Source organism: Pelagibacterium xiamenense (assembly GCF_021166475.1).
GTDB classification, from domain to species: Bacteria; Pseudomonadota; Alphaproteobacteria; order Rhizobiales; family Devosiaceae; genus Pelagibacterium; species Pelagibacterium xiamenense.
On the sequence record NZ_JAJOYS010000001.1, the window covers coordinates 571,024 to 586,427 of the forward strand.

At 66.1% G+C, this 15,404-nt stretch carries 14 protein-coding genes; 8 read left to right on the forward strand and 6 right to left on the reverse strand.

The window, feature by feature from the left end:
- Nucleotides 1–14: 14 nt before the first annotated feature.
- Nucleotides 15–764, reverse strand: coding sequence for a cobalt-precorrin-6A reductase (locus LSG43_RS02870; protein ID WP_231801124.1), 750 nt, complete (start codon nt 762–764; stop codon nt 15–17).
- Between LSG43_RS02870 and cobA the strand changes: the two genes are divergently transcribed.
- The 4 genes from cobA to cbiB are packed head-to-tail and all read left to right on the forward strand — an operon-like array spanning nt 745 to nt 5,378.
- Nucleotides 745–1,662, forward strand: coding sequence for a uroporphyrinogen-III C-methyltransferase (cobA, locus tag LSG43_RS02875; RefSeq protein ID WP_231801125.1), 918 nt, complete (start codon nt 745–747; stop codon nt 1,660–1,662). The genes LSG43_RS02870 and cobA overlap by 20 nt on opposite strands.
- Nucleotides 1,649–2,947 carry a cobyrinic acid a,c-diamide synthase CobB gene (locus LSG43_RS02880; RefSeq protein WP_231801126.1) on the forward strand — a complete coding sequence of 433 codons (1,299 nt, stop codon included), beginning with the start codon at nt 1,649–1,651 and terminating at the stop codon, nt 2,945–2,947. The genes cobA and LSG43_RS02880 overlap by 14 nt, the downstream gene beginning before the upstream one ends.
- On the forward strand, nt 2,944–4,413 hold the full coding sequence (locus LSG43_RS02885) for a cobyric acid synthase (protein ID WP_231801127.1): 1,470 nt from the start codon (nt 2,944–2,946) through the stop codon (nt 4,411–4,413). Before LSG43_RS02880 ends, LSG43_RS02885 begins: the two co-directional genes overlap by 4 nt.
- Nucleotides 4,410–5,378, forward strand: coding sequence for an adenosylcobinamide-phosphate synthase CbiB (gene cbiB / locus LSG43_RS02890; RefSeq protein ID WP_231801129.1), 969 nt, complete (start codon nt 4,410–4,412; stop codon nt 5,376–5,378). Before LSG43_RS02885 ends, cbiB begins: the two co-directional genes overlap by 4 nt.
- On the opposite strand, the gene cobU is transcribed toward cbiB, so the two are convergent.
- Nucleotides 5,375–5,914 (reverse strand): bifunctional adenosylcobinamide kinase/adenosylcobinamide-phosphate guanylyltransferase, encoded by a 540-nt coding sequence (gene cobU / locus LSG43_RS02895; protein ID WP_231801132.1) that lies wholly within the window; start codon nt 5,912–5,914, stop codon nt 5,375–5,377. The genes cbiB and cobU overlap by 4 nt on opposite strands.
- A 151-nt stretch (nt 5,915–6,065) precedes the next feature.
- Here cobU and LSG43_RS02900 point away from each other — a divergent pair, with 151 nt between their 5' ends.
- From LSG43_RS02900 to edd, 4 genes are read left to right on the forward strand one after another with little or no spacing between them, the layout of a single operon-like run.
- A complete protein-coding gene (locus tag LSG43_RS02900; protein ID WP_231801134.1) occupies nt 6,066–6,941 on the forward strand; it encodes a glucosamine kinase nucleotide-binding domain-containing protein in 876 nt (291 codons plus the stop codon).
- 27 nt (nt 6,942–6,968) lie between these two features.
- A complete protein-coding gene (zwf, locus tag LSG43_RS02905) occupies nt 6,969–8,450 on the forward strand; it encodes a glucose-6-phosphate dehydrogenase (RefSeq protein ID WP_231801136.1) in 1,482 nt (493 codons plus the stop codon).
- A gap of 29 nt (nt 8,451–8,479) precedes the next feature.
- On the forward strand, nt 8,480–9,178 hold the full coding sequence (gene pgl, locus LSG43_RS02910; protein WP_231801138.1) for a 6-phosphogluconolactonase: 699 nt from the start codon (nt 8,480–8,482) through the stop codon (nt 9,176–9,178).
- A 51-nt stretch (nt 9,179–9,229) separates the two neighbouring features.
- Nucleotides 9,230–11,044 carry a phosphogluconate dehydratase gene (edd, locus tag LSG43_RS02915; RefSeq protein ID WP_231801139.1) on the forward strand — a complete coding sequence of 605 codons (1,815 nt, stop codon included), beginning with the start codon at nt 9,230–9,232 and terminating at the stop codon, nt 11,042–11,044.
- A gap of 60 nt (nt 11,045–11,104) precedes the next feature.
- On the opposite strand, the gene LSG43_RS02920 is transcribed toward edd, so the two are convergent.
- From LSG43_RS02920 to LSG43_RS02935, 4 genes are all read right to left on the reverse strand, one after another.
- Complete coding sequence (locus tag LSG43_RS02920) at nt 11,105–13,114, reverse strand: BCCT family transporter (RefSeq protein WP_231801140.1); 2,010 nt, start codon at nt 13,112–13,114, stop codon at nt 11,105–11,107.
- A gap of 114 nt (nt 13,115–13,228) precedes the next feature.
- Complete coding sequence (locus tag LSG43_RS02925; protein WP_231801141.1) at nt 13,229–13,966, reverse strand: DnaJ domain-containing protein; 738 nt, start codon at nt 13,964–13,966, stop codon at nt 13,229–13,231.
- On the reverse strand, nt 13,963–14,691 hold the full coding sequence (locus LSG43_RS02930; RefSeq protein WP_231801142.1) for a class I SAM-dependent methyltransferase: 729 nt from the start codon (nt 14,689–14,691) through the stop codon (nt 13,963–13,965). The genes LSG43_RS02925 and LSG43_RS02930 overlap by 4 nt, the downstream gene beginning before the upstream one ends.
- Nucleotides 14,692–14,763: 72 nt before the next feature.
- Nucleotides 14,764–15,372, reverse strand: coding sequence for an ATP-dependent Clp protease proteolytic subunit (locus LSG43_RS02935; RefSeq protein WP_231801143.1), 609 nt, complete (start codon nt 15,370–15,372; stop codon nt 14,764–14,766).
- Nucleotides 15,373–15,404 lie beyond the last annotated feature (32 nt).

The window sequence follows — 15,404 nt, forward strand, 5'->3', positions numbered from 1 at the left end:
GCCGCGGATATCGCCTAGGCCGAAAGCCAGCTCAGCGTATCCTCGATCGTTGCGGCCGTTTCGGCCTCGGGCAGTCTGGGGCGGGCGATCATGAGGACCGCGACGCCGTGGGCGTGGGCTGCTTCAAGCTTGGCGGCCATGTGCGGGCTGCCGGAATTTTTCGTGACGAGATGCGTGATCGCGTGCGTTTCAAGGAGCGCGCGCTCCTGATCGATGGTGAAGGGGCCGCGCGCCGCAATGATCGTCCAGCCGGTCGGGACGGTTTCGGGCGGCTCGATGACGCGGGCGAAGATCGTGCAGTCCGAGACCCCGTGGAAGGCGGCAAGCTCCTGTCGTCCGATGGTGAGCAGGACGCGGGCGTTTTCGGGGATATTGCGCGCCGCGGCGGGCATATCCGGCACATCGATCCAGTTTGCGTCCGCCGGCGGCGTCCAGGCGGGACGTTCGAGGCGGAGGAGCCGGACGTTGGCCGCACGCGCGGCGATGACGGCGTTGGCCGAGATGCGGGCGGCGAAGGGGTGGGTCGCGTCGACAAGGTGGGTGACGGCGGTCTCGGCGAGGTAGCGGGCGAGCCCTTCGGCGCCGCCGAAACCGCCAGTGCGGACTTTCCCCACGGGCAGGGAGGGCGCCGAGGTGCGTCCGGCGAGCGATGTGATGACATCCTCTGCGCGCCCGGCCAGCCTGTCCGCGAGCGCGCGCGCCTCCGCGGTGCCGCCGAGAATGAGGATGCGCTTTGGCGCGGTCATGTCGTTGCCCTTGGTCATGCTGGGGTTCTATATGAGCCCGAAGGCAGATTCCATTAAGGAGACGCGAGTGCTGGGCTGGTTCAAACGCCGCGCGAGAGGCGAGGGGCATTTTGCGCGGCTCGACGCGGCGCAGTTCCCCCCGTTTGCGCCCGGCTCGGTCTGGCTGGTGGGCGCGGGGCCGGGCGCGCCGGGGCTGATTTCGCTGCTCGGCTATCATGCGCTCGGGCAGGCCGATGTGATCGTTTACGACGCGCTCGTCGGCAAGGGGCTGCTCGAGATGGCCAATCCCGGGGCCGAAACGATCTATGCGGGCAAAAGAGGTGGCAAGCCCTCGGCCAGGCAGGCCGATATTTCCTTAACGCTGATCGAGAAGGCCCGGGCGGGAAAGAAGGTGCTGCGGCTAAAGGGCGGCGACCCGATGATGTTCGGGCGCGGCGGGGAAGAAAGCGAAACGCTCGCGCGGGCCGGCGTGCCGTTCCGGATCGTCCCGGGGATCACCGCCGGGGTGGGCGGGCTCGCCTATGCGGGCATCCCCGTGACCCATCGCGACACCAATCAGGCGGTGATTTTTCTCACCGGCCATGACGACACCGGGGACGTGCCCCAGGCGGTGGACTGGCACGCGGTGGCAACGGCGGCGCCGGTGATCGTCATGTATATGGCGGTCAAGCATCTGGGGTCGATCGCCGAAAAACTGATCGCCGCGGGGCGCGCGGCGGACGACCGCGTGGCGATCGTTTCGAACGCGGCCACCGCCGAGCAGAATGTGACCGAAACGACGCTCGGGGCGGCCGGCGCGCTCGTTGCGTCGCGGGAGATCCCCACCCCTGCGGTGGTGGTGCTCGGGCCGGTCTCGCGCTATCGCGAGGCGCTCGACTGGTATACCGGCGCGCTGCGGGAGAATGCGCTTGGCTAAGGGGCTCGTCATCGCCGCGCCGCGCTCGGGCTCGGGCAAGACCGCCGTGACGCTGGGGCTCGCCCGCATGCTCACGCGGCGGGGCATGCGCGTTGCACCCGCCAAGGCGGGGCCGGACTATATCGACCCGGCGTTCCTGGCGCGCGCGGCAGGGACGCCGGCGGTCAATCTCGACATCTGGGCGATGGGCGCGGACCGCGTACGGGACCTCGCGGCGCGGCACGGCGAGGGGCACGACCTCGTTTTGATCGAGGGCGTAATGGGGCTGTTCGACGGTGCGGTGGGCGGCGGCGGCTCGACCGCGGATCTCGCCGCGGCGCTCGATCTGCCCGTGGTGCTGGTGGTCGACTGCCAGAGCCACGCGCAATCGGTCGCCGCGCTGGTGCACGGGTTTGCCTCATGGCGCGCGGACGTCGAGGTGGCGGGCGTCATCCTCAATCGTGTGGCCTCCGACAAACACGAGGCGATGCTGCGCGGGGCGCTCAAGAAGACGGGCATTCCGTGCCTCGGGGCGGTGCCGAGGCGCGGCGATCTTGAATTGCCCGCGCGGCACCTGGGGCTGGTGCTGCCCGGGGATGTCGAGGGCGTCGACGACTTCATCGCGCGCGCCGGGGCGGTGATGGACACCCATATCGACGGCAACCTGCTCGCTGCCATCGCCCGCGCGGTGGGGACGGCGGCGGTGCGGCCCGATCTGGCCCCGCTCGGGCAGCATATCGCGGTGGCGCACGATGCGGCGTTCGCCTTTGTCTATCCCCATATGCTGGACGGGTGGCACGGTGCCGGGGCACGGCTGTCGTTCTTTTCGCCATTGGCCGACGAGGCGCCCGCCGGGGATGCCGACGCGGTGTTTCTGCCCGGAGGGTATCCCGAATTGCACGGGGCGCGGTTGGCCGAGGCCCACGGGTTTCGCGCCGGGCTCGAAGCGGCGCGCGATCGCGGGACGCTGATCTACGGCGAGTGCGGTGGGTTCATGGTGCTGGGGGAAACGCTTACCGACAAGGCGGGGATAACCCACCCGATGACGGGACTTCTGCCCGTCGCCGCGCGGATCGACAGGCCCAGGCGGGTGCTGGGGTACCGGGTCCTGACCCACGCTTCGCCCCTGCCCTGGCCCGCACGGCTGATGGGGCACGAATTCCATTATTCGAGCGCCGCGCCGGCCAAGCTGCCGCCGCTCTATGAGGTCGCGGACGCGGCGGGGGAAGCGCTCGGGGCAATGGGCGCGCGCGACGGGCGCGTGATGGGGTCATACGCGCATGTGATCGCGGGGGCCGAGGGATGACCGCGCGGGCGTTGATGGTGATGGGGACGGGCTCGGACGTCGGCAAATCGCTGATCGTGGCCGGGCTGTGCCGGGCGCTGGCCAATCGCGGGCACAAAGTCGCTCCGTTCAAGCCGCAGAACATGTCCAACAATGCGGCGGTCACCGCCGATGGCGGGGAGATCGGACGCGCGCAGGCGCTGCAGGCGCGCGCCGCGCGCAAGGATCTCGTGACCGCGATGAACCCGGTGCTGTTAAAGCCCGAGCGCGAAACGGGATCGCAGGTCGTGGTGCGCGGGCGGCGCGTCGCCTCGATGTCGGCGCGGGAGTATTTCGCGTTTCGCGGGCGCTTGATGCCCGACGTGCTGGCGGCGTTTTCCGAACTGGCGGCGGAGAACGACTTCGTGCTCGTCGAGGGGGCCGGGAGCGCGTCCGAGGTCAATCTGCGGGAAAGCGATCTCGCCAATTTCGGCTTCGCGCAGGCGGCGGGGGTGCCTGTCGTGCTCGTGGGGGATATCCACCGGGGTGGGGTGATCGCGTCGGTGGTGGGGACGTTCGCGGTGGTCGAGCCGGAGGATCGGGCGCTGATCGCGGCGACGCTCGTCAACAAGTTCCACGGCGATCCGTCGCTTTTTGACGAGGGGCGGCGGCTGATCGCCGAAAAGACCGGCGTGCCGTGCCTTGGTCCCGTGCCGCATTTCCCCGGTGCGGGGCGGTTGCCCGCCGAGGACGTGCTGGCGCTCGAAGGACCCGACGCGGACAGCGGTGACGTCGTGATCGCGGTGCTGCGGCTGGGGCGGATCGCCAATTTCGACGATCTCGATCCCTTGCGCGCCGAGCCGGGGGTGCGGGTGGTGCTTGTGGCGCCGGGGGAGGCCATTCCGCGCGAGGCGCGGCTGGTCATCATTCCCGGCTCGAAGGCGACCCGGGCGGATCTGGAGTTCGTGCGCGCGCAAGGATGGGATATCGACATCGCCGCGCATATCCGCGCGGGCGGGCACGTGCTGGGGATCTGCGGAGGCTATCAGATGCTCGGGCGGTCCGTCGCCGATCCCGCGGGGATCGAGGGCGCGCGGGGCGAGAGTGCCGGGCTCGGACATCTCGATGTCGAAACCGTTATGGACGCCCATAAGCAATTGCGGGTCGAAGCGGCCCAGGACGCCGTGTCCGGCCTCTCCATTTCGGGCTATCATATGCATATGGGCATAACGCGCGGCGGCGATACGCAAAGACCGTTCGGGTATGTGGCGGGTGCGCCCGAGGGCGCGCGCAGCGCCGATGGGCGCGTGATGGGCACCTATCTGCACGGCCTTTTTGCCGCCGACGATTTCCGGCGCGATTTTCTCGCCCGGCTGGGCGTTGTTGCGGACCCGCTGCTCGATTACGACGCCGGGGTGGACGCGACGCTCGACGCGCTTGCGGGGCATCTCGAGGCCCACCTCGATCTCGACGCGCTCTTTGCGCTGGCGCGGCCGGTGACGACATGAGCGTCTGGGTCGCCCTGCTCGCGCTGATTATCGAGCGGATATGGGGGTATCCCGACCGCGTCTACCGGCTCTTGAACCATCCCGTGGCGTGGATGGGCTGGGTGATCGCCAGGGGCGAGGGGGCCTTCAACAAGCCTGATGATACGCCCGACGATGCCGGCCGTCTGATCGGTGCAGCGTTACTGGGAACCTTTCTGACACTCGTATTGCTCGCGGCCCATCCGGTCGGGCGGCTGCTTTCGGCGGTGCCGGGCGGCTGGGTGTTCGAGGCCGCACTTGCGTCGTCATTGCTGGCTCAAAAAAGTCTGGGCGATGCGGTGGCACGCGTTGCGGACGCATTGCGGGCGGGGCCGGTCGAGGCGGCGCGGGAGGCGGTGTCGCATATCGTGGGGCGCGATACCGCGGAACTCGATGAGGCGGAGATTTCGCGCGCGGCAATCGAAACGCTGGCGGAAAACGCGTCCGACGGCGTGGTGGCGCCGCTCTTTTATCTCGCCCTGTTCGGGCTGCCGGGGATCGCGGTCTATAAGGCCATCAATACGGCGGACTCGATGATCGGGCACAAATCAGACCGCTACCGCGCCTTCGGCTGGGCGGCGGCGAAGGTGGACGACGTCGCCAACTATATCCCCGCGCGCCTCACCGCGCTGCTGATCGCGCTCGCCGCGCGCTGGGTGCCCGGCGCGGCTCCGGGCGCGGCGCTGCGGGCCGCGCGGCGGGATTCGGTAAAGCACGCCTCGCCCAACGCCGGCTGGCCGGAGGCGGCAATGGCCGGGGCGCTGGGGTTCGGGCTCGGCGGTCCGCGGGCCTATAAGGGCGAGGTGCTCGATCTTCCCGCGATGGGGGACGGACGGCGGGACCTGGGGGCGGACGATATCGATGCCGCGCTGAGGCTGTACCGGCGGCTTCTCGACGTGCTGCTCGCGGTGAGCGCAGCTGCGGCCGTTGCGCTTTGGCTGTTCTAATTCAGGTCCTTCCACGGCGCTTCGCCCTTGACCACCATGGGGATGCCCGCGACGACGAAATAGACGTGGCGGCAGATTTCGGCGAGGCGCTGGTGGGCCGAGCCGGTAAGGTCGCGGAAGGTGCGGGCGAGCGCGTTGTCGGGGACGATGCCCAGACCCACCTCGTTCGAAACGATGATGAGCCGCGTATCCTCAATGGCGTCGAGCGTATCCACGAGGATTTCGACTTCCTCGGCAACATCGCGCTCCATGCTCAAGAGGTTGGTGATCCAGAGCGTGATGCAGTCGACCAGAATCACGTCGTGATCCTGGGCGGCTGCGAAGATCGCCTCGGCGAGTTCCATCGGCTCCTCGATGGTGTCGAACCGGCCCTCGCGCATGCGCTGGTGTGCTGCGACCCGCTCTGCCATTTCGTCGTCGAGCGCTTCGGCGGTGGCAAGGTAGGCAGGTCTCTTGCCCGCGCGCAAGGCGATCTGCTCGGCCAGCGACGTCTTTCCCGAGCGCGCACCCCCGAGAATCAGGATGTGATCGTTCACGCAAAACCCTCCGCAACTCTTCATATAGCTGATGATATGTCTATCATGCGATATCGGCCCTGCCACGGGCTGGTTTGCAGCCAATTTCCGATTTGACCGTCTACGACTTTTGTCTTAGGCCCTGTGTCCGTAAGAACTGGAGCGTTCGATTTTGACCAAATACTATCTCGGCGTCGACGGGGGCGGCACCAATTGCCGCGTGCGGTTGACCGATCTCGAGTTCAAGACCCTGGCCGAAGCCCGCAACGGGCGCTCCAATCTGCAACTTGAAGACGGCAACCCTGCCTACGAGTCGATCATGGCCGGGACGCGGGAAGCCTTCGAGAAGGCCGGGCTCGATTATTCCGAGACGGCGCAGACCGCAGCGTGCTTCGGCATGGCGGGCGGGCGCCTGCCTTCGGCGCGCGAGGCGTTCGAGAAGCGCGACTGGCCGTTTGCCAAGGTGCGGGTCTATGACGACATCGATATCGCCCGCGCCGGCGCCCATGAGGGCGAGGACGGCGCGGTGATTATCGTGGGCACCGGGTCGGCCGGCCTGGCGCTGGTCGAAGGCAACCGCTACCAGGTCGGCGGCTGGGGCTTCCACATCGGCGACCAGATGTCCGGCGCGATCCTGGGGCGCGAGCTCGTGCGTTATGCGGTCGAGGCGACGGACGGGCTCGTCGAGGGCTCTCCCCTCACCCAAAAGGTGATCGAAACCCTCGGGCCCACGCTCGACGCGGTGATGGACTGGAGCTTCGACAAACGCCAGCCTGCCGATTACGGCGCGCTGATGCCGACACTCATGGATTATTTTGAAAAAGGCGATCCGGTTGCCGAAAAAATGATCGATATCGAGCTTGGCCATATCGATCGCTATGTGGCTTACTTCAAAGCGTGTGGTGCAAAAAAACTCGCTGTCGTTGGCGGCTTCGGAAAGGCGTTGATGCCGCTCCTCGAAATCCGCTACGGCGACTATGTCAGCCTGCCCCGCGCCGAACCCTTGCACGGCGCCGTCATTCTGGCTCGCCAGAATTTCGGCAATTAGTTTCGTTTACGCACACGGAGGACTCGCGTGTCGTCCCGTATCATTCCTGTCCCACCCTTCGACTACGTCGTTTTCGGCGCCACCGGCGATCTGACCCGGCGCAAACTGATCCCGGCCCTGTTTCACCGCTTCTTCGACGGGCAGTTCGACGAGCGCTCGCGCATCATCGGGGTCTCGCGTACCGCCCTCAAGGATGCCGATTTCCAGAAGATCGCGCGCGACGCCGTCGCCGAATTCGTCGAGAAGGACTACCAGGACAAGGCCGTCGTCGACCGCTTCGTGTCCTGCTTTTCCTATGTCGCCAACGACGTGAACGACAAGAACGGCTGGGCCGAGCTCGAAGACAGCCTCAGGTCCGATCCCGAAGTCATCCGGGCTTTCTACCTGGCCGTGGCGCCCTCGCTTTTCGGCCCGATCTGCGACTATCTCGACAACAAGGGCTATTGGCGCCGCGATGCGCGCGTCGTGCTCGAAAAGCCGCTCGGGGACGACCTCGAATCCTCGATGGAGATCAACGACGCGATCTCCGAGGTCTTTGCCGAAGATCAGGTCTACCGCATCGACCATTATCTGGGCAAGGAAACGGTCCAGAACCTTCTGGCGCTGCGCTTTGGCAACATCCTTTTCGAACCCATCTGGGACGCTGCCCATATCGACCACGTGCAGATCACAGTGGCCGAGGACGTGGGCGCGGGCACGCGCGGCTATTACGACGAGTCCGGTGCGCTGCGCGATATGGTGCAAAACCATCTGATGCAGCTCCTGTGCCTCGTCGCCATGGAGCCCCCGGCGTCCGACGACGCCAACGCGCTGCGCGACGAGAAGCTCAAGGTGCTCCGGTCATTGAAGCCGATCACCGGCGATGCCGTGTCGAAAATGACCGTGCGCGGGCAGTATCGCGGTGGCGCGGTCAACGGCGGCTCTGTGCCCGGCTATCAGGACGAATTGCCCGAGGACAAGAAGGGCTCGAAGACCGAAACCTTCGTCGCCATCAAGGCCGAGGTGGAGAACTGGCGCTGGGCGGGCGTGCCGTTCTATCTGCGGACCGGCAAAAGGCTGTCGACGCGTGTTTCCGAGATCGTCATCCAGTTCCGCGAAATCCCGCACTCGATCTTCGATCACGCCGAGGGGGCGCCCAGGGCCAACAAGCTCGTCATCCGCCTCCAGCCCGACGAGGGCGTCAAGATGCTGATGATGATCAAGGACCCAGGCCCCGGTGGCATGCGCCTGCGCGAGGTGCCGTTGAACCTCTCGTTCGCCGAGACGTTCCACGAGCGGACGCCCGAAGCTTACGAGCGCCTGCTGCTCGACGTCATCCGCGGCAACCAGACCCTTTTCATGCGCCGCGACGAACTCGAGGCGGCATGGCGCTGGATCGACCCGATCCGCGAGGCCTGGGACGACGCGACCGATGCCCCCCAGCCCTATACCGCGGGCACCTGGGGGCCGACAGGTTCGGTGGCGCTGATCGAGCGCGACGGGCGCACCTGGCACGAGGGTGTGGAATAGTCCGGCGAACAAGAGGCGAGGAACCGATCATGAGCGTTGAACGTCACGTCTTTGCAACCAAGGACAAGCTCGCCGAGGCGCTTGCCGAGGCCGTCGCGGAAAACCTCAACACCGGGATCGACCAGCACGGAACCGCCGTACTCGCGGTCTCCGGCGGGTCGACGCCGAAGCGGTTCTTCGAAGCCCTCTCGAACCGCGAGGACATCGACTGGGAAAGCGTCGTCGTCACCCTCGTCGACGAACGCTGGGTGGACGAAACCTCGGACCGCTCCAACGCCAAACTGGTCAAGGAGAACCTCTTGAAAGGGCCGGCCGCCGCGGCGGCGTTCGTGCCGCTTTTTTCGGGCGGCGAGGAACCCGACGATGCCGGTATCGCAAGGACCAATGCCGCCCTCGCCGATCTGCCCGGGGGCTTTGACGCGGTGATCCTCGGCATGGGCAATGACGGGCACACCGCCTCGTTCTTCCCCGGCGGGGATACGCTTTCCGACGCGCTGACCGGCGAGGGGCCGGCCATCGCGATCCGCGCGCCCGGCGCCGGAGAGGCGCGCGTGACGTTCACTTTGCCCCGGCTTCTGGCAACGCGCGCGCTGTATCTCCATATCGAAGGAGACGAGAAGGCGCAGGTCTTCGACAAGGCGCTCGAAACCGGGCCGGTCGAGGATATGCCCGTGCGCGCGGTGCTGTCGCAATCGGCTGTGCCGGTTTCCCTATTCTGGTGTCCCTGAGCTCCTCCCCGCCCTCGGATACCCTCCACCTCACACCAAGGAGGCCCGAACATGAGTGTCAAATCGGCGATCAAGGACGTAACGGACCGCATCGCGGCCCGCTCGGAACTCTCGCGCCGCGATTATCTCGACAGGCTCGACAGGGCGCGCAAGCAGGGCGTCTACCGCTCCGCGCTCTCGTGCGGCAACCTCGCACACGGTTTTGCCGCGTGCGGGCCGGCCGACAAGGATGCGCTTGCGGGCGATACGGCGCTCAATCTGGGGATCATCACCGCCTATAACGACATGCTCTCGGCGCACCAGCCCTACGAGACCTATCCGGGGATCATCAAGGAGGCCGCGCGCGAGATCGGCGCAGTGGCGCAGGTCGCCGGCGGCGTTCCGGCCATGTGCGACGGGGTCACCCAGGGCCAGACGGGGATGGACCTCTCGCTGTTCTCCCGCGACGTGATCGCGATGGCCGCCGCGGTGGGGCTTTCGCACAATATGTTCGACGCGGCGGTGTTCTTGGGCATTTGCGACAAAATCGTGCCCGGACTCGTGATCGCGTCGCTGACGTTCGGGCACCTGCCGGCGATCTTCATTCCCGCCGGGCCGATGACCACGGGGCTGCCCAACGACGAGAAGGCGCGCGTGCGCCAGCTCTATATGGAAGGCAAGGTCGGGCGCGACGCGCTCCTCGAGGCCGAGAGCAAGTCCTATCACGGGCCGGGCACCTGCACCTTCTACGGCACCGCGAATTCCAACCAGATGCTCATGGAGATCATGGGGCTGCACCTACCCGGTGCGAGCTTCGTCAATCCCAGCACGCCGCTGCGCGATGCGTTGACAAAGGCGGCGACCAAGCGCGCGCTCTCGATCACCGCGCAGGGCAACGAATATACGCCCGCCGGGCACGTGATCGACGAGAAGGCCATCGTCAACGGGCTCGTGGGCCTGCTCGCCACCGGCGGATCGACCAACCATACGATGCACCTCGTTGCCATGGCCAATGCCGCCGGGCTCAAGATCACCTGGGACGACATGTCGGCGCTGTCCGACCATGTGCCGCTTTTGGCGCGCGTCTATCCCAACGGGCTTGCCGACGTGAACCACTTCCACGCGGCGGGCGGCATGGGGTTCCTGATCCGCGAACTGCTCGATGCGGGATATCTCCACGACGACGTTACGACCGTCTGGGGCAAGGGGCTCGAGGCCTATACCAAGGAGCCGCGTTTCGTCGGCGAGGAACTGACCTTCGAGCCGGCGCCCGAAGAAAGCGGCAACCCCAAGGTTCTGACCAAGGCGTCCGAGCCCTTCTCCAAGACCGGCGGACTGCAACTGCTCTCGGGCAATCTGGGCAAGTCGGTGATCAAGGTATCGGCGGTCAAGCCCGAGAACCGCGTCGTCGAGGCACCGGCGAGGGTATTCCATACCCAGCAGGGCTTGCAGGACGCCTTCAAGGCCGGGGAACTGACCAGCGATTTCATCGCGGTCATCCGCTTCCAGGGCCCCAAGGCCGTCGGCATGCCCGAGCTCCATAAGCTCACGCCGACGCTGGGCATTCTGCAGGACCGCGGGCTCAAGGTCGCGCTCGTCACCGACGGACGCATGTCGGGGGCCTCGGGCAAGGTGCCCGCGGCGATCCACATGACCCCCGAGGCCGCCGATGGCGGGCCGATCGCGAAAATCCGCGACGGCGACATGCTGCGGCTCGACGCGGAAAAGGGGACACTCACCTATCTGGGTGACGAGCACACCTTCCTGGCGCGCACACCGGCGACCGAAAACCTCGAGCACGAGCATTACGGCATGGGCCGCGAACTGTTCGCGGGGTTCCGGCAGCTGGTCGGCGCGGCCGACCGGGGCGCGAGCGTTTTCGCCTGAATAAACGGCTTCGCCTGAAAATGAACGGCCCGGGATGTGCCCCGGGCCGTTTTTCTTTGCCTAGGAGGCTTCCTTGTTAACCTCGACGTCGTGCTCGGGCGCGGCGGAGACGAGCTGGGACGCGGGGGACTGGACGAGCAGCAGATAGCGCTCGAACTGGACCAGAACGTCGTGGATGAGCTGCTCGCGGGTCATGCCCATGACGTCGTATCCCCGGCTGCCACCCGAGAAATAGGTCCGCGCCTCATGCCGTGTCCCCAGCCGCGCCGCCTCGAACGCGGTGAAGGCCGCGAGCTTCTGGGAGGCGGGGACGACGCCGTAAACGAAATCGCGCACGTCTTCGGCCGGTGATTTGAGCGCGACCGCGCCGGTCTCCTCGACATCGACAAAGGCTTCGCGGCCGCGCGCGGTGAGTTCGCCTGCGACCTGTTCGAGCGCCGGCTTGACCTCCTTATCGATAAAGGCCGCGACCTCGCGCTCGTTCGGCGCATGCAGCATGAGCGCCAGCCGGCGCTGCCATGTGAGCCCCGAGGCGGGCTGCGCCGGCGCCGCGAGCGGAACGGCCGCATGCGCCTCCTGCTGGGCGATATCCGCCTTCATGCCGACATAGAGCGCCCAGACGAGCGCCAGCATGACGAAGGTGAAGGGCAGGGCGCTCGCAATCGTTGCCGATTGCAGGGCCCCCAACCCGCCCGCAAGGAGCAGTCCCGCGGCGACCACGCCTTCGAGCGCGCACCAGAAGACGCGCTGGAGCGTCGTCGTCTCGGTTTCGCCGCCCGCGGCGATGGTATCGACGACGAGCGAGCCCGAGTCCGAGGAGGTGATGAAGAAGATCGCCACCAGAAGGATCGCCAGCGTGGAGGTGACCGCGGTGAGCGGCAGGTAGGTGAAGAACTGGAAGAGCCCCACCGATACGTCGTTGGCAACAGCGGCCCCGAGTTCGCCCGCGGCGACGCCGGTATCGATGAAAATCGCGGTGTTGCCGAACACCGTCATCCAGAAGAAGGTGAACCCGGCGGGGATGAAAAGCACCGCGGTAACGAATTCGCGCACCGTCCGTCCGCGCGAGATCCGTGCGATGAACATGCCCACGAACGGCGACCAGGAAATCCACCACGCCCAGTAAAAGAGCGTCCAGCCGTCGACCCACGGGGTCGGTTCGTAGGCGTAGATGTTGAAGGTGCGCAACAGCAGGGTATCGAGATAGAGCCCGATATTCTGCACGAAATCGCGGAAGAGGTCGGCCGTCGGCCCCACGAGCAGGACGAAGATCATCAAGAGGACGGCGACGACGAGATTGGTCTCCGAGAGGATGCGGATGCCCTTGTCGAGGCCCGTGACCACCGAGATTGTCGCAAGCGCCGTGATCACCGCGATGAGCGGCACCTGGACGAGCGGCCCCATGGGCAGGCCGATGAGGTAGTTGAGCCCGGCATTGATCTGGGTGACCCCGAGCCCCAGCGAGGTCGCAATGCCGAACATCGTGCCAACAATGGCGAAGATATCGACCGCATGACCGATGGGACCGTTGATGCGGTCCTTAAGGAGCGGATAGAGCCCCGAGCGGATCGTAAGCGGGAGGTTGTAGCGATAGCCGAAATAGGCCAGCGACAGACCGACGACCGCATAAATGCCCCACGCGTGGATACCCCAGTGGAAGAAGGTCACCGTCATCGCTTCGCGGGTCGCCGCGACGGTGCCCGGCTCGGCAGTGGGCGGGGCGAGAAAGTGCGTCATCGGCTCGCCGACCGCATAGAACATCAGCCCGATCCCCATGCCGGCGGCGAAAAGCATCGCCACCCAGGAAAGGTACCGGAAATCCGGCTCGGAATCGTCCGGCCCCAGCTTGAGGCGCCCGAACCGCCCGAGCGAGAAAAGGAGCACCGAAATAAGGAAGATGCCGACGGCAAGCAGATAGAGCCAACCAAAGGTGGCCAGAATATTGCCCTGTAATCCGGAGAAAATCTCTCCGGCCTGACCGGGAAAAACGACGCCGATCAAAAGAAAGATCGCGATAATGATCACGGCGCCGAAAAAGACCGGTGGGTTGATGATGAATCGGCTGAACATGCGCCCCCCACTTTCTGCTTCTCACTGATGGGCCCACGTCCCCCGGCGGGCCAGTTCGCACCTCAGAGTCTATCAGCCGTGCCTGCGTTTACAACCGAAGCTGGGGAAAACGTCTCAGGCGCTGCGGTCCGCGTGCTTGAGCAGCAGGTCCTTGGCCTCGTTGATCCTGGCCGCCAGGAAGGCCGAGCCGCCGGCGTCCGGGTGGACTTTTTTCATCAACGTGCGGTGCGCGGCGCGGATCTGATCGGGGGTCGCGCCGGGGGAAAGTCCAAGGATTTCGTAGGCTTCCTCGACACCGGAAAGCCCGCTGCCGGTATGCGGCTCGGCGTTCTCCCGCCCGCGCGCGTCGTCCATACCGAATTGCTCGGTGAAATATTCGCGCCAGCCGGTGCGGTTGGCGTCGAGCCAGCTTTCGAAAAGCGCGACAGAATCGGGGTCGGCCTCGACCTCGTCGTAAAGCGCCCAGCATTCCTCCGCCGAAAGATCGGCGAGGTCGCGCCCGGCAAAAAGGCCTTCGCGCACCTCGCCGGTGACCGCGCCGGTATCGTGGTCGAGCCGCATCGCGAAATAACGGCTTCTGACGCTCGACGCGTTGTTGGGGCTCGCCCGCCCCCCGCCGAAATCGATCGGCCCCAGCCGTCCACGCGTCAGAACGCCGACGCCCGCCGCGCCCAGAAGACCCGCCACGAACACATTGCCCCGCAGCCCGAACAGCGCGCCGATGGCCAGGAGCACGCCGCCGACCGCCCAGCGCAGCGCGCGCACGAGTTCGCGGATTCGGTTCTGGGTGTAGAGCGAATAAAGGTACAAAAGCCCCAGCGCGACCGCGAGGGCGGCGACAAGCCAGATCATCGCAATTGCTCGAGCAGTTTTTGCGCCCCGGAACTCTTTTGCAGTTTCAGCGCTTCACGCCCGCCGCTGGCATAGGCCGCGACCGCGCGCAGGAGCGCGGCGAGCTCGTGCGGCGCCGAGGAGTCGAAACGCGCGTAGGCGCCCTTGGTGAGCCGCGCGAACTCGCGGAACGCGGTTTCGGCGGTGCGGTCGTGACCTTCCTGGAAAAGAAAGATCGGGCAATGCAGCAGCCCCAGTTCGCCCGCCTTTTGCGCGAGCTTGTCGATATCCTCTTCCATGGCGTCGCCCACATAGACGACGGCGTTGATCTTTTCCTTCTTGTGCTCGTTGCGCGCGTGCGAAAGCACCTTGGAAATCTGGGTATGCCCGCCCCGGCAGTCGATGCCCGTCATCAGATCCGCAAGCGCGCGGGCATCGCGCACCCATTTGGAGGCCTGGCATTCCCCGAAGCCACGGAAGAAGATGAGCTGGACGTCGAGCCCGCCGGTCTTGGCGACCGTTTCGAACATTTCGGCCTGGAGCTGGCAGGCGAGGTCCCATGTGGGCTGCCGGCTCATTGTGGCGTCGAGCGCAAACAGAAGCCGGCCGCGGCCGGGGCCGGACGCCTTTTTGCCAGCCGTCATCGCACCGACCTGACTGATGAAGTCGGCGATCTCGCTCCTCGCGCTGGGCTTTTCGGCCTGCGGCGTTTTCTCATCACGCCGGGTCGGGGTTTTGTCCGCCAAAAGCGCCTCCCGTGAACTCCTTTCGAATATGGTCCGCGAGGCGCGGTGCCGCAAGTCCCGCGGGGGCGGCGGTTATTCGGTAGCGGTGGGACGCTCGCTCATCACGATGTCGATCAGCCCCCAGTCCCTGGCTTCTTCGGCGGACATGAACTTGTCGCGATCAAGCGCCTTTTCGACCTCCTCATAGGTGCGTCCGCAATGGTCCGCATAAAGCCGGGTGATCCGGTGCTTGGTTTTTTGCATTTCCTCGGCATGAATGGCGATATCGGACACTTGGCCCTGATAGCCGCCCAGGGGCTGATGGATATGGATCGAGGCGTTGGGCAGCGCGGCGCGGTGGCCTGCCTCCCCTGCCATCAGAAGGAACGACCCCATCGAGCGTGCCGTTCCCATGCACAGTGTATGGACCGGCGGGCGCACGAGCCGCATGGTGTCGTAGATCGCGAGCCCGGAGGAGATCACCCCGCCATAGGAGTTGATGTACATTTCGATGGGGCGCTTGGAATTTTCCGCCTCGAGAAACAGAAGCTGCGCGCTCACCACCGAGGCCATGTGGTCGTTGACCTCGCCGTTGACGAAGACGATCCGCTCGCGCAGGAGGCGCGAGTAGATGTCGAAGGCGCGCTCGCCGCGGCTCGATTGTTCGACCACCGTGGGGACAAGTTGCATCGCGTCGCGCATGGGCGACCTCCTTTCGCAAACGAAAAAAGCAG